This window comes from Tistrella arctica (genome assembly GCF_039630945.1).
Lineage (GTDB): Bacteria > Pseudomonadota > Alphaproteobacteria > Tistrellales > Tistrellaceae > Tistrella > Tistrella bauzanensis.
In genome coordinates this window covers 73,359-93,614 of sequence record NZ_JBBKTV010000010.1, presented here as the reverse complement: position 1 = coordinate 93,614, position 20,256 = coordinate 73,359, and the positions used below count along the sequence as shown (strand labels likewise).

Genomic DNA, 20,256 nt, shown 5'->3' with positions numbered 1-20,256 from the left:
AGCGCCCATGGCCCGGCCGCGCGGGGTTCTGGTCTTCGGATCGGTCAATCTGGATCTGGTTCTGCCCTGCGCGCATCTGCCGGCGGCGGGCGAGACGGTGGCCGCCGGCGACCCGCTGCATCTGCCGGGCGGCAAGGGCGGCAATCAGGCCTTCGCCGCCGCCCGCGCCGGCGCTGCGACCCGGCTTGCCGCCAGCCTCGGAGATGATGCGGCGGCCGATGCGGCGCTGGACGGGCTGGCCCGGGCGGGTTGCGACCTGTCGCTGACCGTGCGGGGCACCAGGCCGACCGGCATCGCGGTGGTGGCCATCGGCCCGCGCCAGGCGGCTGTCGATACGGCCAGCAGCAGCCCGGCAGTCGACAACCAGATCATCGTGGCCGCCGGTGCCAATGCCGATCTCGACGACCGCGCGGTCGCCGATGCCGATCTGGCCGGCATGGTGCTGGTCACCCAGAACGAAACCCCGGCTCCGGCGCTGGCGCGGCTGCATCTCCGCGCACGCACCGCCGGTGCCGTGGTGGTCCACAATGCCGCACCGTCCCGGGGTCGGGATGCGCCGCCGTTGATCGCGGTCGACTGGCTGGTGGTGAATGAAACCGAATGGGCCGACCTGTCGGGCTATGCCATCGGCGACGACAGCGCCGGTGGCGACCAGAGCGAGGACGGCGCGCTTGCGGCGGTTCTGCTGTCCGGTCGCGATGCGCTGGGCCTGCGGGCCGATCAGCGGGTGGTGCTGACCTTGGGGTCGCGCGGCGCCGCGGTTCTGGATGGCTGCGACGTTCTGATTCAGCCGGCCCCGGCGGTGGCCGTTGTCGACAGCACCGGTGCCGGTGACGCGTTCGTTGGCGCCTTCGCGGCCGGGCTGGTGCAGGATGCGGCGGCGACGGGATCAGCACTGGCGGCCGCCGTCGCGGCCGGCGCGCTGGCCTGTGGCGCTGTGGGCGCCCGCAGCGCCACACCAGACGCGGCGGCGATCGCGGCGATGCGGGCCGGCCTGCCGCCGCAGCGGCTGGTGCGGGGTCAGCCGTCGGCGCGATAGGCCAGACGGATCACCCCCCAATGCCGGCCCTGCACGGCGATCGGCACCGCCAGATCCTTCATCAGGGCGAATTGTCCGCCGCCCATGTCGCGGCGATAGGTCTGCAACAGGAAGCGCTTGGTGCTGCGCGCGGCCCGAAGCCCGGTGCGGTCGTCGAATTTGCGCCGGTTGCGGGCATTGGCCGCATTCCACACCGCATCCCGGCCCTGGGGCTTCGAGAATTTGGCATTGTGGGTGGGCAGATAACCGTTGCGGTCGACCGCCGCGCAGAACACCACTTTCGGGTCCAGGCTCAGCACCGGTTCCTGGATCCGGGGCAGAAGCTGATCGCACAGATCGGTGAAGGCGGTGGTGAACTGTATCGGGTTCGATCCGGCCACCGGGCGATAGTGTTCGTCGAACAGGCCGCGAAGATCGATGCGACCGGCCTTGAGCGCCGTTTCGAAGGCCTCGCCGGCCTGGGTCGCGGCCCGCGTCGCCGCGGCGATGAACGGCGTGTCGACGGTCTCGGCGCCGGCGCCGGCGGTCAGCTCGATCAGGCTTTCCGACACGTCGAGCAACTGCACCAACTGGGTGTCGGCTTCGTCCAGCCGGGCGCGCGACTGCGCCACTTCGCCGTTCAGGGCGCCGACTTCGGCGCTGATCTCGGTGCACACCCGGGTGTTTTCACCCGCGCCGGCGGCGATCCGGCCGACCTCGCCGCCGATCATGCTCACCGCATCGGCCAGTCCGTCGATGACCCCGCCGATCCGGCCGGTACCATCGCGGACATGTTCGGCCCGGCCCAGCGTGTTGCTGCTGACCTCGACCAGGGCACGTACCTCTGTGCCAAGCTCGCCCAGCGTGCGGGCGATCTGCGCGGTCGCCTCCTGGGTGGAGCGGGCAAGGCTTTTGACTTCGCCCGCGACCACGGCAAAGCCACGGCCGGCATCGCCGGCACGCGCCGCCTCGATCGTGGCGTTCAGGGCCAGAAGATTGGTCTGCTTGGCAATCCCGTCGATCTGGCCCGACACCTTGCCCACCCGGTCAAGTGCCGCGGCCAGGGCATCCAGGCGCCGGGCAATATCCGCGACCCCGCCGGCCAGATCGCGGATCTCGTCCAGCGTCTGGGCGGCCTCGGCACGCGACGAGGCCGCCTGGCGTGCCGCCTCGGCCGCGCGTTCATCGGCGGCCCGCGCGGCGGTGTCGATCGCGCGATTGTCCTCGGCCATCCGGTCGACCCGGGCCGACAGGGTGCCGAACCGCTCCGATTGTCCACGCAGGGCGCGCGCGACATCATCCACCTTGCCGACAATGTCGGCGACCCGCACCCCCAATCCACCCGCGCGGTCGGCAAGGCGGGCGATCGTCTCGCTCATCGACATGCCGTCGCCCGTGGTGGATCTTTCGGGAATACTCATCGCTGTCACCTCAATCCTCCCCAGGACATCTGCCGGGCGCGATCGCGCACCGGGAATGGCCATCCCCCACGCCGATTATAATCCCGCGGCGTACCGCGTTCTTGTTGATGCGCGGTTCGGTTGACCATCATGTCGCAAGCCTTCACCACATGCCAGCGCCGGGCGCCGATCGCGTCGCGATCAGGACCAAGGTCGGGGATATGCGGCCCGACCTGCCTGAACCGTGACCGACCTGCCTGAACCGTGACCGACCTGCCTGAACCGTGACCGATCTGGGGGAAGTGCGGCGGGGCAGGGGAGCATGCTTGCGGCGGCGGCATCAGGGGCCTAAAACCGGACCGGGCCGTGGTCCGGACGGCAGATCGCCGGCATCGGCACAGATCCCGGCATTCGAAGGTTGTTATCACCGTGCCAGAATTTCTCATGTCCGCCGACGGGCTGGGCGCGCTCGCCACCGTGATCATGATCGACATCGTGATGTCGGGCGACAACGCCGTGATCATCGGCATGGCCGCAGCCGGTCTGCCGGCCACGCTGCGGCGCAAGGCCATCATCTATGGCATCCTGGCGGCCACGGTGCTGCGCATCGCCTTTGCGGCGGTGACCGTGCAACTGCTGGCCATCATCGGCCTGACGCTCGCCGGCGGTATCCTGCTGCTGTGGGTGGCGTGGCGGATGTGGCAGGAACTCCGCGCCAGCCGCCGGGCCGCCGCCGCCGAAGCCGCCGCTGCCGCAAGCCCCCCCGGCGCATCGGCCGGCGACGGGGTGGACCTGCCCGGTGCGGCCGGTGCCGCGCCCAAGACCATGCGTCAGGCGCTGACCTCGATCATCATTGCCGATGTGTCGATGTCGCTCGACAACGTGCTGGCTGTGGCCGGTGCTGCGCGCGAGCATGTCGAGGTGCTGGTCATCGGTCTGGTGCTGTCGATCGCCCTGATGGGGCTGGCCGCCAATTTTGTCGCCCGCCTGCTGGAGCGCTGGCACTGGCTGGCCTATCTGGGGCTGGCGATCATCACCTATGTGGCCCTCGACATGATCCTGCGCGGCAGCACCGAGGTGATGCAGGCGGCGGGCGCGGGAGGAGTCTTTTAGTCCCTCGCCGGGCGGGCGCTGCCGCGCCCTTGGCCGCCGCCGCAATGGCGGCTGGAGGAAGGGCGGGGGGAGCCTGTTTGTCCCTCGCCGGGCGGGCGCTGCCGCGCCCTTGGCCGCCGCCGAGTCTGTTTGTCCCTCGCCGGGCGGGTGCTGCCGCACCCTTGGCCGCCGCCTCAATGGCGGCTGTTAAGCCTTCCTCCCGGGCGGGCGCCGTCGCAATGGCGGCTGGGGGGCGCACCACCGGCTCGGGTGGTTTCAGGCGAAGACGGTTCGGATTTCGGCGGCGATGTCGGCCGCGTGGGTTTCCAGGGCGAAATGACCGGTGTCGAGGAAGGTCACCCGCGCCTCCGGTATGTCGCGCTGGAACGCCTCGGCGCCCTGTGGCAGGAAAAACGGATCGTGGCGGCCCCACACCGCCAGGAAGCGCGGCTTGTGGGCGCGGAAATACGCCTGGAATGCCGGATAGAGCGCGATATTGGTCTTGTAGTCGCCGATCAGATCCAACTGGACATCCTCGGCGCCCGGACGACCGAGATAATGAACATCCAGGGTGTAGCCATCGGGTGAAACGGCCGACGGGTCCGGCACCCCGTGTGTGTACTGCCAATAGGTCGTCTCCGGCGTCAGCATCGCGCGCAGCGCCTGACGATTGGCGATGGATGCATCCGCCCAATAGGCGCGGGCGGGGTTCCAGCCCTCGCTCAACCCGTCGACATAGGCGTTGCCGTTCTGAGAAATGATCCCGGTGATCCGCTCCGGATGGCGGATCGCGAGGCGGAAGCCGGTCGGCGCGCCATAATCGAAGACATAGATGATGAACCGGTCGAAGCCCACGATCTCGGTGAAGCGCCCGATCGTGCCGGCGATCGACTCGAAGGTGTTGGCCTCAGGATCGCCCGACCGGCCAAAGCCCGGCAGATCCGGCGCGATGATGTGGAAGCGGTCGGCCAGACGGGGCATGAGATCGCGGAACATATGGCTGGAACTGGGGAAGCCGTGCAGCAGCAGCAGCTTGGGCGCGCCAGCCGCCCCCGCCTCGCGGTAATGGATGTTGATGCCGTCGACATCGATGGTCCGATAGGCAATGGCGGTCATGACGTTTCTCCTGATGATGCGTAACCGTCTAAACTTTCATAAGACGGTTATCAGCCGATCGATGCTCGCTGTCAACCGGCATCGTAACCTCTCAAGAAGATTTTTATTGGTTACATTTCTTTCCGTGCAGGAGCAGACTATGTCGGATTGCAGCATGATATGGCGTTGATAACCCCATCCGATATCGGATATGAAACCTGTCTCTTGTCAGAAAGAGGGTTACGATTCGCTCTCATCATGGCTATCATTGACAATGATATGGCCCGTCACCGATTGATGGATGGACAGCACCGCCATGCCTGTGAACATGCCGGCCTTTTTCATTGCCGATGCCTTGGGGCTCGATTTTCTCAACGCGATCGCCACCACGACCGATGGACCGGTCGACTGGATCGGTGATGGCAAGGGGCTGGTCGACTGGCTGCGGCAGGCGGCACTGGTGCCGGAGCCTGAGCTTGACGCGATCGCCGGGCGTGCCATGCCGGGGGAACTCGATCGGGTCGCCGATCAGGCCCGCGATCTTCGCGAATGGTTCCGGGGCTTCGTGACCAGCCACATGGGCAAACCGCTCACGGCCGGGATGCTGCAGGATCTGGCTCCGCTCAATCGCCTGCTGGAGCGTGACGAGGCCTTCAGCCGGATCACCCTTCACGAAGGGAACCATCTGGCCCTGGAGACGGCGCGGCGCTGGCGCTCGCCGGAGGGGCTTCTGCTCCCGATCGGTGAGGCGATCGCACGCGTGGTCGTGGAGGAAGATTTCGCGCAGGTCAAAGCCTGCCAGGGATCGGGCTGCACGCTTCTCTTCGCCGACCACACCCGCAGCCGGTCGCGCCGCTGGTGCAGCATGAGCGTCTGCGGCAACCGGTCCAAGGTGTCGGCGCATCGCAGCCGCCGGAAGGCGACAGAGGGGTAGGGCCGGGGGGTAAGGCCGGGGCCGGGGGCAATCGCGGCACGCCATTCCGGACGAGCGAGCTGCAACCGGACATGACAAAGGGCCGCATCCTTGCCGGATGCGGCCCTTTGCGCGTGGACAGGCCCGTGCATATGGACAGGCCCGGATCGCACCGGGCCGCGCGGATCAGTCGGCGATCGCGGCCGGAACCGCGACGCCGGCCCTGGTCAGCACCCGGGCGAGTTCGCCCTTCAGCACCGTCAGGCGGTCGGTATCGGCGGCTTCGGCGCGGGCGACCAGCACCGCCTGAGTGTTGGAAGCCCGCAGCAGCCACCAGCCGCCATCGACCTTCACCCGCACGCCATCGGTCCGGTCGACCTCGGCACCTTCGGCCGCCAGCAGATCGGCGATGTCGGCAACCACGTCGAATTTGCGGTCGTCGGCACAGGGCACCCGGATTTCGGGGGTGTTGACCATGTCGGGCAGGCTGTCGCGGATGTCGGTGATGCTCTCGCCGCTGGCCACAAGCTGATCCAGCAACCGCATGGCGGCATAGAGCGCGTCGTCATAGCCGTAATAGCCATCCGCGAAGAACACATGGCCGCTCATCTCGCCGGCCAGCGGACTCGATGTTTCCTTCATCTTGGTCTTGATCAGCGAATGGCCGGTCTTCCACATCAGCGGCGTGCCGCCCAGGCGCGCGATCTCGTCGAACAGGGCCTGGCTGGCCTTCACGTCGGCAATGATCGTGGCATTGGGAATGCGGGCGATGATCGGGCGCGCCAGGATCATCAGCAACTGGTCGCCCCACAGGATCCGGCCCTTGCCGTCGACCACGCCGATGCGGTCGCCGTCGCCGTCGAAGGCGATGCCGAAATCGGCGCCTTCCTCGGCGACCCGCGCGATCAGGTCGACCAGGGTGTGCGGCTCGGTCGGATCGGGGTGATGATTGGGGAAGGTGCCGTCGATATCGGCATAGAGCAGAACATGACGGCCGGGCAGGTTGCGCGCCACCATGGTCAGCGCCTCGCCGGCGGCACCGTTGCCCGCATCCCACACCACCACGGGCTCGCGGGTCACGGTCTGGAACAGGCCTTCGGTCAGGCGGGCGACATAGGCCGACAGCACGTCGGGGGCATCGTTGTCGGCGCCGAGCGAGGGGGCCGCCAGCAGCTCGCCCCCGGCCGCCAGCCGGCCCATCTCGCGGATGTCCTCGCCGAAGAACGGCTTGCCCAGCATGACCATCTTGAAGCCGTTCTGGTCGGGCGGGTTGTGCGACCCGGTGACCATGATGCCGCCGTCGACACCCCGGGTCTGGGCCGCGTAATACAGCATCGGCGTGGGGCCAAGGCCGACCCGCAGCACATCGACGCCGCCTTCGGTCAGGCCGCGGACCAGGGCGCCTTCCAGTTCGGGCGAGCTGATCCGGCCATCGCGGCCGACGGCTGCCGAATTGCCGCCGCGGGACTTCAGCATATGGGCGAAGACCCGGCCGATGGCATAGGCATCCTCGGTCCCCAGGGTCTCGCCGATGATGCCGCGGATGTCATATTCACGCAGCACGCTCGGATGAAAGCGGTGGACGAGCTTGGTCACGGATGGCCTCTCGGGGTCGGTTGCACGCAGGGGCGATAGAACGGAACGGTGCGAACGGAACGTGCCGCGGTACCGGCTGTGGTGGCGCGATCAGGCGACGCCGGGTGTCGGCCGGCCGATCGAGGTATAGGTGAAGCCGCGACCGACCATTTCGGACGGGGCATAGACATTGCGAAGGTCGACCATCACCGGCGCCTTCATCACCGCCTTGACCCGGTCGAGGTCGAGCGCGCGGAACTGGTTCCATTCGGTGATCAGCACCGCGACATCGGCACCTTCCAGGGCGTCATAGGCATCCGCGGCCCAGGTCACCCCGGTCAGCAGGCGTCGTGCCTCGGTCATGCCTTCGGGGTCATAGGCCCGCACGCGCGCGCCGGCCCGCAGCAATGCCGGAACGATGTCCAGGCTCGGCGCCTCGCGCATGTCGTCGGTGTTGGGCTTGAAGGTCAGGCCCAGCACGCCCACGGTCTTGTCGCGCAGGCTGCCGCCGGCAGCGGCGACCACACGCTCGGCCATCCGGCGTTTGCGGGCCTCGTTCGACGACACGACCTGCTCGACCAGGGTCAACGGCGCGCCATATTGCTGGGCGCTGGACACCAGAGCGCGCGTGTCTTTCGGAAAGCACGATCCGCCGAAGCCGGGCCCGGCATGCAGGAACTTGCGGCCGATGCGGCCGTCGAGCCCGATGCCGCGCGCGATGTCGTGAACATTGGCGCCGACCTTCTCGCACAGATCCGCCATTTCATTGATAAAGGTGATCTTGGTCGCGAGAAAGGCGTTGGCGGCGTATTTGATCAACTCGGCGCTTTCGATCGTGGTGTGCACGATCGGGGTTTCCATCAGGAACAGCGGCCGGTACAGCTCGGTCATCAGGTCGCGCGCGCGCTCGCTGTCGGTGCCGGCAACCACCCGATCCGGGCGCATGAAGTCTTCGATCGCCGAGCCTTCGCGCAGGAATTCGGGGTTCGAGGCCACGTCGAAGTCCACATCGGGGCGGGTCTCGGCCAGCAGCGCCTTGACCCGGCCTCCGGTGCCCACCGGCACGGTCGATTTGGTCACGACCAGGCGGTAGCCGTCGGCGGCCAGCGCCACCTGACGCACCGCCTCGAACACATAACTCAGATCGGCATGGCCGTCGCCACGACGGCTGGGGGTGCCGACGGCGATGAACACCACCTCGGCGCCGCGCACCGCTTCGGCCAGGTCGCTGGTGAAGCCCAGCCTGCCGGCGCGGACATTGCGCGCCACCAGATCCTCCAGCCCCGGTTCATAGATCGGGATCTCGCCGCGCAACAACCGCTCGATCTTCGACTGGTCGTTGTCGACGCACACGACCGAATGGCCGAATTCGGAAAAACAGGTGCCCGACACGAGCCCGACATAGCCCGTGCCGATCATCGCGACGCGCATGAAGCCCTGGTCCTTCTCAAGCTGGCTGGTCGCCGGTATCCGCCCTGGCGTCTACCCCGACCGCGCATCCCGGCCTGCCCGGAACGCGCAAACGGCGCACGAAGCCTGCGACGCGCCGCGATCGCGGCCGGTCATCAGGCTCCGTGCGCCGAACTATAGCCTTACTGGGCGGCGTCGCGGTAGGTGGAAAGCCGCTCGGCCAGGAAGTCCTTCACCTGATCGCGCAGGTCCACCCGGGCCAGCGAGAAGGCGATATTGGCATGGATGAAGCCGGCCTTGTCGCCGCAGTCGAACCGCTCGCCCTCGAAGCGCAGGGCATGGAAGGGCGTGTTGCCCACCATGGCGCGGATGGCGTCGGTCAGCTGGATCTCGCCACCCGAGCCGCGCTCGTGCCGGCCCAGATGCTCGAAGATCTCGGGCTGCAGGATATAGCGGCCGATCACGGCGGTGCGCGACGGCGCATCACCCGCTTTGGGCTTCTCGACCATGCCGCGGGCGGTGACCAGACGGCCATCGTCGTCGGCGATGTCGATGATGCCATAGCGCGCGGTGTTCTCGGCCGGCACGTCCATCGCTGCCACGACATTGCCACCCTTCTGCTCGTAGACCTCGACCATCTGGCTGAGGCACGGGCGGTCGGCAAGCACCAGATCGTCGGCGAGCAGCACGGCAAAGGGCTCGTTGCCCACCAGATGGCGGGCACACCACACGGCATGGCCCAGGCCCATCGGCTCCTGCTGGCGGGTATAGGACACATTGCCGGCCTTCGGCAGCCAGCGGCGCAGTTGCGCCAGCTGCTCGTGCTTGCCGCGCTCCTGCAGCGTCCATTCCAGCTCGAACGACTGGTCGAAATGGTCTTCAATGGCGGTTTTGTTGCGGCCGGTGACGAAAATCAGCTCTTCGATGCCGGCGGCACGGGCTTCTTCCACCGCATACTGGATCAGCGGCTTGTCGACGACAGGCAGCATTTCCTTCGGCATGGCTTTGGTTGCCGGCAGGAAGCGCGTGCCCAGGCCACCCACGGGGAAGACGGCTTTACGAACGGGCTTGGTGTTGCTCATGGACCTAATCGCTGGATCGAATTCTTGAGGCGTTCTTCGGAACGATCGTCCGACCGGTCACGTCACTGCCGATATCGCGGAGACCACGTGCTGCCCACACGCTCCGCAGCGGATGCCGGTTGCCTCCTCGCCTCGGGCAGGAGCAACGTCGATCCACCAATCGACTGTATGTATATTGCATCGCAACAGAGGGCGATGCGACGCCTAATTTCACCTGCCCCGTTTTTGTCACCGGGGGCGGTGATCGGGCGTGTCACGGTCACATGTCGGACCTATCTGCGCGGTGTGTATACCCTTTCCGACCTGAAAATGCAATCGCAGCCCCGATCTCGCGTCTGCGGAAACAGGCAGGGGCCTGTGCATACGGCAAGGATCATGCACCGGATGCGGGCCGGGTCAGGCGGTCGCGGGCGGCATTGACCCGGGCCGCCAGCGCGGCGCTGCCGCCCTGATCCGGATGCACCCGGGCCATCATCCGCCGCCAGGCCGCGTGGATGTCGGCGGGGCTGGCATCGGCGGCCACATCCAGAATGGCACGGGCTTCCGCCGCGGTCATCGCCTCGTCCGAGGGGGGCGGCCCGGCCTGTCCGCCGCTGCCGCCGCCGCCACCGTCGCCGGTTCCGTCACCGGCCCGGCCGGTTGGGTCATCGGCCCAGCCCGGACCGATCATGCGCTCGCCCCAGGTCTCCAGCAGCCGCGCCGCGTCGGGGTCGTTGATCCGCCAGTCGTTGAGCCAGTGGCGCAGGCGGTCGGGGGGCAGGTCGGCCAGGGCACGGCCTCGATCGGGGCCGGTCAGGATCACGCCGGTCATGGCGCCGGTATCGGGGTCGAGCGTCATCCGCAGGCTGGCGGTTTCCACGGTTTTCGGGCGGGCCTGCGCGCGGCCGGCCTGTCCGAAGCCACCGCCGCCGGGCGGGCCGGCCGACCGGGCACGGCGCAGCAGGTGATAGACCGGGGCCAGTTTCAGGGCGGTGCCCGCCAGCCGCAGCACCACCGGCAGGCTGGCCGCCGCCACAGCCATCACGGCCGGCCATCGGCCGGTGACCGCCAGCAGCACGGCGGCCACCACGGCCAGCGCGGCCAGGCTCCACAAGGCCACCCGGGTCATGGTGGCGCGGCTCATGCCGCGGCGCCCGCTGCGGCGGCCGCTTCCCGGCATGCCGCCCAGACCCAGCACAACCAGCAGCGCGACGAACCCCGCCAGCAGCGCCCAGGCCATCGCTCAGCCTCCGCCCATGCGATCGGCCAGCAGGCGCAGGGCCGCCGGATCGGCCCGCCCCGGCCGGTCCAGGGCCCGGGCCCCGTGCGACACGAAGGCCGCCACCGCCCCCAGCAGGGCACGCAGCCGGTCGGGCCCGGTGCTGTCGAAGGGCAGCAGGGCGCCGCCGGTCGTCCGCGCGATCCGCTGGAAGCCGGCGGTCGCCACCGGATCATGGCCTTCCTGAAAGATAAAGGCGCGCACACCGAGCAGCGCCAGATCGGCCGCGTGGCCGTCGAGCACGTCCTGGGGTTCCTCCAGCGCGTCGCCCACGAAAACCAGCGCCTTCACCGGCACCACGCGCGCCTCGGCCACCGCATGCGACAGCACGCGCGCGATCTGGGTACGGCCGCCCCGGCAGTCGATCCTCGACATGGCCCGGGCCAGCCCCTGGGCGTCGCCCGTCCAGCGGCTGGCGCGGCATTCGTCCAGGCCGCGATAATAAACCAGTTGCACCGCCAGCCCGCCATCGCCGGCCACGCGGAACATCTCGCCCTGCTGGCTCTGGGCCAGATCCCAGCCCGGCTGCCGGCTCTGGGTGGCGTCCAGCGCCAGGATCAGCCGGGCGGCACCCGTGCCGACGGCGGCAGGGCGCGCCGGCGCCATCTGCCGGGCCTCGGCCAGAAAGGCATCGACGGCGCCGCGCGATGCCGGCTGCACATGACCGGATGGCGGCGTGCGGCTGCGGCGATGGTCCAGATCAGAGCGGTCACGGGTCATCAGGCAGGGGTTCCGGGCATGCTGGCAGGATATCAGCCCCTGAAACACAAGGCTCATACAGCCGATGTGGTGTCGCCGCCCCCGATGGCCAATGACTTTGATCCGCCGCCGTCGATCCGCCGCCATCGATCCGCCGGGCGGGTTCAGGGGATGATCGACCAGTTGCCGGACAGGGGAACATAGGTCGTGTTCCCGGCAAGACCGCCCGCGACCGCTTCCAGGGCGGCGTCATCCAGATCCCGGTCGCTGCTGGTGCGCTTCAGCCGCGGGATCAGCGACCGCCAGTCGAATTTGAAGCCGCGGGACTGGCCGGCCTGGCCCAGAATCTGTGCGGCCTCCTCAGGCGTCATCGCCGCGATCAGCGCCGCCGCGGTCTGCGGATCGGCGGCCAGAATCATCAGATTGGCAGTGGATATCATCGGGTGCGCTCCGGCTTGCCGACATGTGGATCAGTTGGCGGTGATCGACCAGGGTCCGGCCAGCGGCATGGGCATGCCGCCGGCGCCACCGGCCACGCCTTCCAGCGCCGCATCGTCGAGGTCGCGATCGGCCGACTGGCGCTTCAGCCGCGGGATCAGCGATCGCCAGTCGAATTTGAAGCCGCGCGCCTCGCCGGCATCGCCCAGAACCCGGGCGGCATCCTCGGCGGTCAGCGCCATCACCAGCGCCCCGGCAACGGTCGGGTCGCTGGCAAGCATGATCAAACGGGATGTGGGAACCATGGCTGCATCCTCCGTGGGGCGCCTTATGTCGATCATCGACGACCACAGAATGCACCGGCCGGGTGCCCTGCGCATCCGGGAATGGCCGGTCGGGTTGCCCGTGGTTCACTTCACCGGGCGATGCCATCTGCGCGGCGTCCCGGTACGTTCCGATCACCGGGGGCCGTATCGCCAGCGATCGATCATGAACACCACCTCGCGGTCGTCCCAGGTCAGATGGGCCAGGCGGTTGCGGCGATGCAGCCAGATCGATACGAGTTCGGGCACGAAACTGCCGGCCAGAACCTCCGGGCTGAAATTGCCATGGACGTCGCCCTCCCATGGTCGCGTCGGCGGCTCGCCGGTCAGCAGCTGGCCACCGGTTCGCGGCAGGTCCGAGAATGAGAAGCTCAGCGGGTCCTCAGGATAGAAGCCGGGGTGCCACGCCTCGATGCCGCCGCCGATATTGACCAGTCCGATCGCCGCATGGGCGATCCAGGCATCGATGCTGCGTGCCAGCAGGCGGAACAGGGCCTTGTCGCGGTGGTCGGGAAACAGGGTGGCGCCATGGTACAGGATCAGGCCGATGCCATCCGCAAGTCGCATCTGTCGTAGCCCGGTCTGGGTCCGGCGTGCGAACACCTTCATCTTCAGGGCATGGTCGGCGTCGCTCAGATCACGGTCATGGGTGGCAAGCAGCATGTCGGCCCGCGGGTGTTCCGCAAAGCGCAGCGAGAAGGCCGGTGTCACGCCGGCGCGGAGATTCTCCCGTGCCGCCGCGATCGCCCGCAGATTGTCCGCCACCCGGCCGCCGAGCGTGTCCTTCAGCGACACCACGAATTCGGCGGGAAGCGGCGCGGGACGCGTGACCGGGGTGGGTGCGGCAATGGGCGTGGCGGGCGTGGCGGAGGGCGGGGGACCGGCCGGCAAGACGGTCGTGGCCGGATATTGCCGCGCCACCCGGTCGAAGATCATCTCGATGGTCGCCAGATAGTCCTGCACCGATATCACCGGCGCCACCTTGCCGCGCGCGCCCTGACGCACACCCAGCCACACGCCATAGGCATGCATGGCCCGATCGTCGCTGGCCCCTGCGGCGACGGCCAGGGTCAGTTCGCGCAGGCCGCGCGCCAGATCGGTCGTCTCGGCTGCCGGCATGCCGGGATCGGCGGTCGCCACGGCAAAGGACCGTATCAGCTCTTTCGGAACCGGGTCGGCATGGGCCCCGATCGCGAACCGGACCCGGCCATTGGCGCCGATGGCGAGAAAGCCCGCGCGTGTCTTCTGGACGAGTTGCGCCAGGCCGCGATGCGACGGCGCCACGACCGTGTGTGACGGCTCCGCCAGTCCGGCAAGCCGACCGCCGCTCAGCAGATCGATCGCCGGAGTTTCGGTCAGGATCGCCGAATTGCCGTCCTTGTGGACAGCATGGGCGCGTTCCCATGCCGTCACCGGCACCAGACTGACGATCTGGTCATCGGCGGAACCGCGGTGGAGGGTCTTGAGCAGAGTCTGTTCCAGGTCGATCTTGGCGTCGCGCAGGCGATGAAGCGCCGTGACCCGGCCGCTGACGCTCAGGCTGTCCCACGGCACCTCGACGATGACATCCAGATCGCTTGTGTCTGCGTCGAAACGCAGGCCGTCGTCATTGACCGCGCTGCCGAACAGCCAGGCCCCGCCGATCAGCCCCCGCTCGGCGACGGTCTGGCTCCATGAGGTCAGCGCCTCGATCGCCCGATCGAGCATCGGGCTTCGGATCAGCGGTGATGGCGGCGTGTCGGCGGGACCGGTCATCATGCACACCTGAACATGGATCATGTGCGCACAATTCTAGGCGGGTCAGAGGTGCCGTCAAGCGGCCGTCATGCCGGCCTGTCACGCCGGCCCGTCACGTCGGCCCGTCACGTCGAAACGGCAGATGATCGGCCAGCGCCTCGGTCTCGGCGTCGACCGCCGCGCGTTCCTGATCCAGAAAGCCCTTCACCGCGCGGGCCAGGCGCGGATCGGCGATCCAGTGGGCCGAGCGGGTGGTGACGGGCTCATAGCCGCGCAGCAGCTTGTGGCCACCCTGGGCGCCGGCCTCGACCCTGGCTAGGCCGCGCTCGATCGCCACATCGATCGCCTGATAATAACAGGTCTCGAAATGCAGAAAGGGCAGGTCGACCACCGCCCCCCAGTTGCGGCCATAGAGCGCATCGTTGCCGATCAGGTTCAGGGCGCCGGCAACCGGGCGGTCGCCGTCATAGGCCATGATCAGCACCACCCGCTCGGCCATCATCTGGCCCAGCCGGTCGAAGAAATCGCGGGTCAGATAGGCCTCGCCCCATTTGCGGTCGACCGTCGCGTGATAGAAGCGGTGAAAGGCGTCCCAGGCCTCGGCGGTGATGTCGGCGCCGGACAGGGCCCGGAAGCGCAGGCCGCTCTCGGCCACCTTCTGGCGTTCCTTGCGGATGGTCTTGCGCTTGCGGGCCGCCAGCCCCGCCAGGAAATCGTCGAAACTGCCATAGCCCCGGTTATGCCAGTGGAATTGCACGTCATGGCGTTCCATGAAGCCGGCCATGGCCAGCGGTGGCATGTCGTGATCGGCAACGAAGGTGGCATGCACGCCCGACACCTCCAGCGTCTCGGCCACCGCCACCAGCCCGTCGGCCAGCGCCCGGCGGATGGCCGGCGCGTCGGGGCCATCGCCCGCCAGCAGGCGCGGCCCCGGCACCGGCGTGAACGGCACCGCGGCCTGAAGCTTCGGGTAATAGGCGCCGCCCGCCTGTTCATAGGCGCGCGCCCAACTGTGGTCGAAGACGTATTCGCCCCAGGAATGCGCCTTCAGATACAGCGGCACCGCGCCGACCAGCCGGCCAGATGCGGTCGACAGGATCAGATGCCGGGGCAGCCAGCCGGTGCGTTCCGACACCGAGCCGGATTGTTCCAGCGCGTCCAGAAAGGCATGGGCAAGGAAGGGATTGCCGGGACCGGCCAGGGTGTCCCATGCGGCCGGGTCGATTTCGGCCATACTGCCGGCGGTGGTCAGGGTCAGGCGCGTGTCCTGCTCGGTCATCGGCTCCGGTTCCGGCGTCTCGTGTTGCTTGGCGATGGATCCTCCTATACTTGGCGCCCCGGCGCCGGGGAGCAAGGCTCGACCGCGGCCGGTCTTGCGCCGGCACGGCTGCGGCTGCGGACATAGACCGTGCAGAACACCAGCCCGATGCCATAAGACGGCGCGATCGTGGCCAGGATGCGGGGCGTGCCTGCGATGGCATGGGCCGCCGCGAACACCAGCGCCAGCAGGGTGATCGGCAGCACCGCCGCCGCCAGCCGCCGCGTCGGGCCGGCCGGTGCGTCGCCCGTGGTCAGCACCGCGTCCATCGCCATGGTCAGCACGGCGGTGGCGCCGAAGCTCAGCGCGAATTGCACGCCCGCGGCCCGCAGGGCCGCTGCCGGATCGGCGGTGTGGTTGGCGAAATACGCCCAACTGCCATAGATCAGCCCCGATGCGACCCCAAGCATCAGGGCACGCCGGGTGACGATCACGCGGCTCATGAAGCGGCGGCCCTGAGCGGTGCTGCGTCAGGCGCGTCTTCGGCCGCATCGTCGCCGGCGATCTCTTCCAAAATGAAGCCGGCCAGGGCGCGCACGCTGGCAAAGGGGCTGACCTTGCGCGACACCGCCTTCTCGGAGGTCAGGGAGACCATCGCGCCCAGATCGTCTTCCAGCTTTTCCTCGACCGTGGTCAGAAAGTTCACCAGCCCCATGCTGTCGAACACGCCACCGGTGCCATACAGGATCAGGTCGGGGCCGGGGCCCAGATCGAAGGGTTCGTCGCGATCCTCGTTCACCTCGCCAAGCGTCGCCATGATGATGTCGTGGATCTGCTGTTCGGTTGCCTGGGCCATCGTCGGGCCTCCTTGTGGTCTGGTGGTGGGGCGTCGTCGTCAGGTGGTGGTCATGCGGGCAGGGTTGCGGGCGCAAGCAGCGCCTCGTCGATGATGCCGGCGATCTCGGGCAGCAGCCGGTCGGCCAGCAGGTCGAAATGGCCACCATCGACATCGATGCGGGTGAAGCGGCCGGTGGTGTGGGCGGCCCAACGGTCGGGCCGGTGCTCGGCCGGATCGCGGCGGGCTGATACCATGGTGATATCGCCACGGATGGCGCCGCGCGCCTGCCAGCCGGCCACGGCGCGGGCGTTGCGCAGCACCAGCGCCTTCAGCCGCGCGATGGCAGCCCGGTTCAGCGTCGCGGCGGCCCGCCCCATGGCATCGCAGGTATCGAGGGCGCGGCGGCTGAACTCCCGCTCGAATGTCCGCGACACCGCGTCGTCATGTGTCGGCACTGGCGCCACCGCCGTGTCCAGCAGCACCAGATCGACCCGTGCGCCGGGATGGGCGGCCTCGATCAGCCGGGCCGCCTCGAAGGCGACCATGCCGCCCAGCGAATAGCCGACCAGACGCCAGCGGCGCCGGGCCGCGCCGTCATCGGCGGCCGGATCGGGCTGGCAGGCCAGCATGCAGGCCGCGGCATGGCGGGCGAATTCCGGCAGGCCGGCGGCGGTGGCGGCTGGAAAGCGCAGGCCGATCGCCGGATGATCCATCAGCCGCGCCAGATCCAGGAACACCGCCGGCTCGCCCGCGACCGGCGGCAGCAGGAACAGCGGCGGCCGGTCGCAGGCGGGATCGCGCGGGGTCAGTGGCACCGGATCATCGGTGGCCGGGCGGCTATCGCGCGCGTGCTCCAGGGCCATGGCAAGCCCGGCAGGCGTCGGGTGCAGGAACAGTTGTTTCAGATCGGCGTGCAGGCCGGTTGACGCCTCCACCTCGGCCAGCAGCCGCAGCGCCAGCAGCGAATGACCGCCGGCCAGGAAGAAATCGCTGCCGGCATCGATATCGGCGGCATTCAGCACCTGCGCGAATACGCGGGTGATCGCGGCCTCAAACGGCGTGGCCGGAGCCAGGGCCGTGCGGGGCCCGTTCAGGGCGTCGACCGGCATCGGCAGCCGGGCGGCGTCCAGCTTGCCATTCGCGCGCACCGGCAGGCTGTCGACCGCGATCAGCGCCGCCGGCACCATCCAGCCGGGCAGGCGTTCGGCGACCCAGGATCTGAGGGCTGCGGCATCCAGCGCCGTTCCGCCGGTGGCATACCAGCCGATCAGCCGCTGCCCGCCCGGCATGCGCACCGCCCTGACCGCCGCCTCGCGCACGGCGGGATGACTGAGCAGGCGGTCGACGACCTCGCCCGGTTCCACCCGCGCGCCATCGATCTTCACCTGATCGTCGGACCGGCCCAGATAGAGCATCACGCCATCGGGGGAGAGCAGCGCCCGGTCGCCGCTGTCATACCACCGGCGTCCGGTGCCGTCCGGCGCGATAGGGAAGCGCTCGGCGGTCAGATCCGGCCGGCCTAGATAGCCGCGGGCAAGCTGCACGCCGCCGATCATCAACGCGCCCGGCCGCCCCACCGCGACCGGGGCCCCGGTCGCCGGGTCGACCACATGCAGGCTGGTGTTCCAGGCCGGGCGGCCGATCGGCACCACGGTGTCCTGCGGGTCGCCGTCATGGCGGCTGACGTCGATCGTGGCCTCCGTCGGGCCGTACAGGTTGATGATCCGCGCAGCCGGCCAGCGCGCCGCGACGGTGCGCACGCATTCGGGCGGCAATGCCTCGCCACTGGTGATCACCAGCCGGACGCCGGCCATGTTGGTGTCGTCGGCCGGTGTCATCGCGGCCAGCGTGGCATTCAGCGCCGAGGGCACGAAATGCAGGCAGGCGACCCGATGGCGGGCGATCAGCGCCGCCAGGGCCGCCGGGTCATGGGCGGTCAGGGGTGGGCACAGCACAATCGGCGCGCCGAAGGCCGGCGGCATCAGCATTTCCCACACCGAGACGTCGAAGCTGCTGGTGGTGCGGTGCAGGACCGGCTCGTCCACGCGATGGCCCAGCGCATGCCATTGCCAGACCAGACGATTGAGCAGGGCCGCATGCCCGATCATCACGCCCTTGGGCCGGCCGGTGGTGCCCGAGGTATAGAGCACATAGGCAAGGTCATCGCCACCAACGGCTGGCAGATCGGGCAGAGGCGGCGTCGCGGCGATGTCATCATCGGCGGTGTCGCCGATCACCAGGAGCGGGCCCGGTTGCGCCGAGCCCGGTCGGTCGGCGACGGTGGGATGGTCGACGACGGAGGGATGGTCGACGAACGCTGGGCAGGTCACGATGGCCGTGGCCGACGCATCCGCGGCCAGTTCTGCCAGCCGCGCCGGTGGCAGGGCCGGATCGAGCGGCAGGAAGGCCGCGCCGGCCTTCATCACCCCGATCACGGCGGCGATCATTGCCGGGCTGCGATCGATCATCACGCCGATCACCGGCTGATCGCCGGCGGTGGCCCCGGTGTCGATCAGCCGCCGGGCGATGGCGTCGGACCAGCGATCCAGCGCGCCCAGGCTGGTGACGGTGCCCGCCGCCGTGATCAGTGCCGGCGACCGCGGGGCCGCCGCCGCCGTGGCGCGGATCAGGTCGACGATGCTGGCGGCATCGGCGGCAGGCCCCGGCAGGGGCTGGGTGGTGTCGTTGAACCGGGCGATCAGCCGGGTCTCGGGCCCGGGCATCGGCGCCAACAGCATGCCAAGCGGCGTTTCGGGGGTGGCGTCGGCCAGGGCATCGAGCATCGGCCCCAGGCGATCCAGGGCGGGGCTTGCGCCCAGCTCACCCCAATGCGCCGCATCCATGGCCAGATCGAAATTCACCAGCCCCTCACCGCCCAGATCGCGGACATGCAGCGACAGGGCGTATTTGTCGCCCTCATGGCTGATCGGGTGCAGCACCGTGCCGCAGCCGTCGAAACCCGGCGTGCGTGCGCGGGTTTCGAACGAGAACAGAACATCGCCCAGCATCGCCTCGCCCCCGCCCGGCCGGCGGCCAAGGGCCTTGCCGATCGCGCCCATTGGCAGGCGCTGGTGGCGGAATCCACGACGCATCGCGGCCTGAACCCCGGTCGCGGCGGTGCCGACCGTGGCGTTTGGGTCGATGGCGAGCCCCAGCGGCATCAACCGGACATAGGGTGTGATCGCGGCGCGCTCGGCGGCGGTCATCCGATTGCGCACCGGGGTGGCCAGAACGATCGCCTCCTGGCCGGTCAGGTCATGGACCAGCAGGCCGAACAGCGTCATCAGCAGGGCCGGCATCGGCGTGCCGCAGGCCGTGGCCACCGCCTCGATCCGGCCGAACCTGTCGCGGTCGATCGACAATCGCGCCTTCAGCGACGGGCCGAAGGGCGGCCGGCGCAGGAATGCCGCCGGCTGCATACAGGCCAGCTCGGCGGCCCAGAACGCGGCATCCGCGGCGGCTTTCGGGCTGTCGATCCACGCCAGTTCCGCAGTGGGATCGGGCAGCGGCGCCGGGTCCGGATCGGGCGAGACACCAGACCTGATCGCGTCATAGGCGCGGCGGAACCGGTCGAACAACTGCAGGCCCGCCCAACCATCGATGATCAGGTGATGGCAGCGGAACAGCACGATCCGCCGGTGGGGGTTGATGCGGATCAACCGCATGTCGTGCATCAGCCCGCCGTCTTCGGGCCGGATCGGTTCCGCCCACAGCGCCTCGGCGCGCGCCACACCGGTCATCTCGGGCTCGGCCGTGGCCGATACGTCCTCGATATCGATGTCGAGCGCATCGGCATCGTCCGGCGGTGCCACCGCCAGCATCGGGCGATGGTCGCGCACCACCAGCCGCGCCCGCATCGCCGCGACGTCGCGACCGGCGGCGCGATAGGCCGCCCGCGCGACATCTTCATCGAACGGTCCGTCGACATGCATCTGGCCGCCGACGAGATACAACCGGTCGGGGTTGAGCGTGCGATCGAAATAGATGTCGCGCTGCGCAAGGTTCAGGTCGTGCAACTGGGCGTCGCGCGGTCCGGCGTCATAAGGCATTGCGGGCCTCCTGGACACGGCAGGTCTTGGGCCGGTTGCGGGGCGCGGGGGGGGGGTGGGCGTCGACACGG

General features: G+C 69.0%; 17 protein-coding genes. 3 read left to right on the top strand and 14 right to left on the bottom strand.

Going from position 1 to position 20,256, the window contains the following annotated elements; translation table 11 throughout:
- Positions 1 to 7 precede the first annotated feature (7 nt).
- Positions 8 to 1,039, top strand: a complete 1,032-nt coding sequence (locus WG924_RS21755; protein WP_345935160.1) for a PfkB family carbohydrate kinase — start codon at positions 8 to 10, stop codon at positions 1,037 to 1,039.
- On the opposite strand, the gene WG924_RS21750 is transcribed toward WG924_RS21755, so the two are convergent.
- On the bottom strand, positions 1,021 to 2,439 hold the full coding sequence (locus tag WG924_RS21750; protein ID WP_345935159.1) for a methyl-accepting chemotaxis protein: 1,419 nt from the start codon (positions 2,437 to 2,439) through the stop codon (positions 1,021 to 1,023). The two genes, WG924_RS21755 and WG924_RS21750, sit on opposite strands and share 19 nt — an antisense overlap.
- Positions 2,440 to 2,862: 423 nt before the next feature.
- Between WG924_RS21750 and WG924_RS21745 the strand changes: the two genes are divergently transcribed.
- On the top strand, positions 2,863 to 3,531 hold the full coding sequence (locus WG924_RS21745; RefSeq protein ID WP_345935242.1) for a YjbE family putative metal transport protein: 669 nt from the start codon (positions 2,863 to 2,865) through the stop codon (positions 3,529 to 3,531).
- A 255-nt stretch (positions 3,532 to 3,786) separates the two neighbouring features.
- Here the strand turns inward: WG924_RS21745 and WG924_RS21740 are convergent, their stop codons facing one another.
- Positions 3,787 to 4,626, bottom strand: coding sequence for an alpha/beta fold hydrolase (locus WG924_RS21740; protein WP_345935158.1), 840 nt, complete (start codon positions 4,624 to 4,626; stop codon positions 3,787 to 3,789).
- A 295-nt stretch (positions 4,627 to 4,921) separates the two neighbouring features.
- On the opposite strand from WG924_RS21740, the gene WG924_RS21735 reads away from it, so the two are divergent.
- Positions 4,922 to 5,539, top strand: a complete 618-nt coding sequence (locus WG924_RS21735; protein WP_345935157.1) for a CGNR zinc finger domain-containing protein — start codon at positions 4,922 to 4,924, stop codon at positions 5,537 to 5,539.
- A 165-nt stretch (positions 5,540 to 5,704) separates the two neighbouring features.
- Here WG924_RS21735 and pgmG read toward each other — a convergent pair whose 3' ends face one another.
- The 12 genes from pgmG to WG924_RS21675 all read right to left on the bottom strand — a co-directional run bounded on the left by pgmG (position 5,705) and on the right by WG924_RS21675 (position 20,185).
- Positions 5,705 to 7,114, bottom strand: a complete 1,410-nt coding sequence (gene pgmG / locus WG924_RS21730; RefSeq protein ID WP_345935156.1) for a phosphoglucomutase/phosphomannomutase PgmG — start codon at positions 7,112 to 7,114, stop codon at positions 5,705 to 5,707.
- A 90-nt stretch (positions 7,115 to 7,204) separates the two neighbouring features.
- Entirely contained in the window at positions 7,205 to 8,524 is a 1,320-nt protein-coding gene (locus tag WG924_RS21725; protein WP_345935155.1) for a UDP-glucose dehydrogenase family protein, read from the bottom strand.
- Positions 8,525 to 8,685: 161 nt separating this feature from the next.
- The gene (galU, locus tag WG924_RS21720; protein ID WP_345935154.1) at positions 8,686 to 9,585 is read right to left on the bottom strand and encodes a UTP--glucose-1-phosphate uridylyltransferase GalU; all 900 of its coding nucleotides are present in this window, start codon (positions 9,583 to 9,585) and stop codon (positions 8,686 to 8,688) included.
- Positions 9,586 to 9,958: 373 nt separating this feature from the next.
- Positions 9,959 to 10,804: a molecular chaperone DnaJ gene (locus tag WG924_RS21715; protein WP_345935153.1), complete on the bottom strand. Its 846-nt coding sequence runs from the start codon at positions 10,802 to 10,804 to the stop codon at positions 9,959 to 9,961.
- 3 nt (positions 10,805 to 10,807) lie between these two features.
- On the bottom strand, positions 10,808 to 11,563 hold the full coding sequence (locus tag WG924_RS21710; protein WP_345935152.1) for a VWA domain-containing protein: 756 nt from the start codon (positions 11,561 to 11,563) through the stop codon (positions 10,808 to 10,810).
- A gap of 143 nt (positions 11,564 to 11,706) precedes the next feature.
- Positions 11,707 to 11,982 carry a hypothetical protein gene (locus WG924_RS21705; protein ID WP_345935151.1) on the bottom strand — a complete coding sequence of 92 codons (276 nt, stop codon included), beginning with the start codon at positions 11,980 to 11,982 and terminating at the stop codon, positions 11,707 to 11,709.
- A gap of 30 nt (positions 11,983 to 12,012) precedes the next feature.
- Positions 12,013 to 12,285: a hypothetical protein gene (locus WG924_RS21700; protein ID WP_345935150.1), complete on the bottom strand. Its 273-nt coding sequence runs from the start codon at positions 12,283 to 12,285 to the stop codon at positions 12,013 to 12,015.
- A 153-nt stretch (positions 12,286 to 12,438) separates the two neighbouring features.
- A complete protein-coding gene (locus tag WG924_RS21695; RefSeq protein WP_345935149.1) occupies positions 12,439 to 14,058 on the bottom strand; it encodes a hypothetical protein in 1,620 nt (539 codons plus the stop codon).
- A gap of 94 nt (positions 14,059 to 14,152) precedes the next feature.
- Positions 14,153 to 15,319 (bottom strand): GNAT family N-acetyltransferase, encoded by a 1,167-nt coding sequence (locus WG924_RS21690; protein ID WP_345935148.1) that lies wholly within the window; start codon positions 15,317 to 15,319, stop codon positions 14,153 to 14,155.
- 44 nt (positions 15,320 to 15,363) lie between these two features.
- Entirely contained in the window at positions 15,364 to 15,801 is a 438-nt protein-coding gene (locus WG924_RS21685; RefSeq protein WP_345935147.1) for a hypothetical protein, read from the bottom strand.
- Complete coding sequence (locus WG924_RS21680) at positions 15,798 to 16,154, bottom strand: hypothetical protein (RefSeq protein ID WP_345935146.1); 357 nt, start codon at positions 16,152 to 16,154, stop codon at positions 15,798 to 15,800. Before WG924_RS21680 ends, WG924_RS21685 begins: the two co-directional genes overlap by 4 nt.
- Positions 16,155 to 16,204: 50 nt before the next feature.
- A complete protein-coding gene (locus WG924_RS21675) occupies positions 16,205 to 20,185 on the bottom strand; it encodes a non-ribosomal peptide synthetase (protein WP_345935145.1) in 3,981 nt (1,326 codons plus the stop codon).
- Positions 20,186 to 20,256 lie beyond the last annotated feature (71 nt).

Excerpts from the sequence above, each read along its gene's own strand:
- WG924_RS21680 (WP_345935146.1), bottom strand. The coding sequence starts at position 16,154 with ATGGCCCAGGCAACCGAACAGCAGATCCACGACATCATCATGGCGACG.
- WG924_RS21675 (WP_345935145.1), bottom strand. The coding sequence starts at position 20,185 with ATGCCTTATGACGCCGGACCGCGCGACGCCCAGTTGCACGACCTGAAC.
- WG924_RS21715 (WP_345935153.1), bottom strand. The coding sequence starts at position 10,804 with ATGGCCTGGGCGCTGCTGGCGGGGTTCGTCGCGCTGCTGGTTGTGCTG.
- WG924_RS21685 (WP_345935147.1), bottom strand. The coding sequence starts at position 15,801 with ATGAGCCGCGTGATCGTCACCCGGCGTGCCCTGATGCTTGGGGTCGCA.
- WG924_RS21690 (WP_345935148.1), bottom strand. The coding sequence starts at position 15,319 with ATGACCGAGCAGGACACGCGCCTGACCCTGACCACCGCCGGCAGTATG.
- WG924_RS21745 (WP_345935242.1), top strand. The coding sequence starts at position 2,863 with ATGTCCGCCGACGGGCTGGGCGCGCTCGCCACCGTGATCATGATCGAC.
- WG924_RS21755 (WP_345935160.1), top strand. The coding sequence starts at position 8 with ATGGCCCGGCCGCGCGGGGTTCTGGTCTTCGGATCGGTCAATCTGGAT.
- WG924_RS21700 (WP_345935150.1), bottom strand. The coding sequence starts at position 12,285 with ATGGTTCCCACATCCCGTTTGATCATGCTTGCCAGCGACCCGACCGTT.
- WG924_RS21740 (WP_345935158.1), bottom strand. The coding sequence starts at position 4,626 with ATGACCGCCATTGCCTATCGGACCATCGATGTCGACGGCATCAACATC.
- WG924_RS21725 (WP_345935155.1), bottom strand. The coding sequence starts at position 8,524 with ATGCGCGTCGCGATGATCGGCACGGGCTATGTCGGGCTCGTGTCGGGC.
- WG924_RS21735 (WP_345935157.1), top strand. The coding sequence starts at position 4,922 with ATGCCTGTGAACATGCCGGCCTTTTTCATTGCCGATGCCTTGGGGCTC.
- WG924_RS21750 (WP_345935159.1), bottom strand. The coding sequence starts at position 2,439 with ATGAGTATTCCCGAAAGATCCACCACGGGCGACGGCATGTCGATGAGC.
- WG924_RS21705 (WP_345935151.1), bottom strand. The coding sequence starts at position 11,982 with ATGATATCCACTGCCAATCTGATGATTCTGGCCGCCGATCCGCAGACC.
- galU (WP_345935154.1), bottom strand. The coding sequence starts at position 9,585 with ATGAGCAACACCAAGCCCGTTCGTAAAGCCGTCTTCCCCGTGGGTGGC.
- WG924_RS21710 (WP_345935152.1), bottom strand. The coding sequence starts at position 11,563 with ATGACCCGTGACCGCTCTGATCTGGACCATCGCCGCAGCCGCACGCCG.
- WG924_RS21695 (WP_345935149.1), bottom strand. The coding sequence starts at position 14,058 with ATGACCGGTCCCGCCGACACGCCGCCATCACCGCTGATCCGAAGCCCG.